Below are 1,410 nucleotides of genomic sequence, written 5' to 3'. Positions count from 1 at the left end.
TGAAGCGACGATCGATGTCAAGAACTTTTTTAGACAGACTTCGAACCTGACGCCGAACGCGCCTTGAAAATTCTTGAACCTGGTCCCCTTGATGTTTGACATGAAACTGAATTGTAAGAACATCGTTAGCGATACTTCAGTGAGCTAGTGGCGAACCACGCTCAATCATCTATGCGGTTATTTCAACCATGAAGTTCAATTCGCTCTCTCCCCTCAGCCGTTAGCCGGAGAGGCTGGCTGCCCAATCAGAGGGACAGGCATGTTAGGCCTAGCGAACTCACGGGCCAGCCGAGCTGCGACACCTCGTTGTTGAAACTCCGCATAGTTAATCTCATCGCGCAGCATGATAAAGCTGCGAATGAGTAGCTTCCTGGCCACAGCCACCTTGGCTTTTGGTTTGCCACGGCGTTGCGCCAGGCGACCGTAGAAACGTTTTAACTCGGGATCAGTTTTAACGGCCGTCTGCGTTGCCTCTACCAACAAAAACCGTAGCAAGCGGGAGCCGGCTTTACTAATTCCCAGGTAACGTTTCTTGTCCGCCGACGAGCGTTCCATTGGATCAAAGCCACCATAGGCGGCCACCTTGCGCGTCGTGGCAAAGCGACTCACGGGCATGAGTGTATGCACAATTCCTAAGGAGCTAAGCAAACCCACTCCCGGATGGGTACGCAGCAGCCTGACGCGCGGGTCTGACAGCGCTTGTTGTTTGAGCCAGCCTTCTGTTTCCGTGATGCGTTGGTTGAGTTCCTGCAACAGCTCCAACCATTGCTGCCGTTGTTGCTGCATTACCGGCGACATGGGCGCGCTCAACAGTTGTTGTTTCCCCGGGCCGGTGAACAAGCGAGCCTGTAACGAGAGACCGGCTTGCAGCGACAATGAGTGCAAGCTGTTTTTAACGATGGTGCGCAGCTTCACCAACTTATGCCGGTAACGGAGCATGCGCAGGATCTCCTGACTCGGCGGCGACGGGCGGTGAATGCGTGGAAACTCATCATGCAGCATTAGCTCCAGGATCAGTTCCGCATCGCGCCGGTCATTCTTTTGCCGCCGCCGGGCGCGACGGCGAATCTCAGTCGCGTCGCCGAGCCAGACCTGGTGTCCCAGTGCTTCTAACAGTTGCTCAAACCAGGGCGTATAACCGCTGGCCTCGAGGCCCACGATTACCGGACCGCCCAACTCGGCATAGAACTGACGGACGGCTTCCTTGGGGTCGTGTTTGAGCTCATGGCTAGTGAGCTCTCCGGTTTCAGTTTTCAAACAGCAAATTGTTTGTTGACGTGCATGAAAGTCGACGCCGCAATATATAATGTTGGTCATAGCGGGTGTCTCCTTTCAGTTTCATGTCAACCGTGAGTCTAAACCACTCGCGGGTAAACGAAAGCGGCACCCGCTTGCTTCATAACATCAGAG

The 1,410-nt window shown here is 54.4% G+C and carries 1 protein-coding gene; it reads right to left on the bottom strand.

The window, feature by feature from the left end; translation table 11 throughout:
- Window positions 1–213: 213 nt before the first annotated feature.
- Window positions 214–1,317: an IS110 family transposase gene (locus VJ464_24060; protein HKQ08222.1), complete on the bottom strand. Its 1,104-nt coding sequence runs from the start codon at window positions 1,315–1,317 to the stop codon at window positions 214–216.
- Between the last annotated feature and the right edge of the window lie 93 nt (window positions 1,318–1,410).

The organism is Blastocatellia bacterium, from assembly GCA_035275065.1.
Lineage (GTDB): Bacteria > Acidobacteriota > Blastocatellia > UBA7656 > UBA7656 > DATENM01.
The sequence above is the reverse complement of the archived record's forward strand: the minus strand, read 5'-3'. Positions and strand labels throughout refer to the sequence as shown.

What these genes read in the sequence shown, in the direction of transcription:
- VJ464_24060 (HKQ08222.1), bottom strand. Translation starts at nt 1,317, where the DNA reads ATGACCAACATTATATATTGCGGCGTCGACTTTCATGCACGTCAACAA.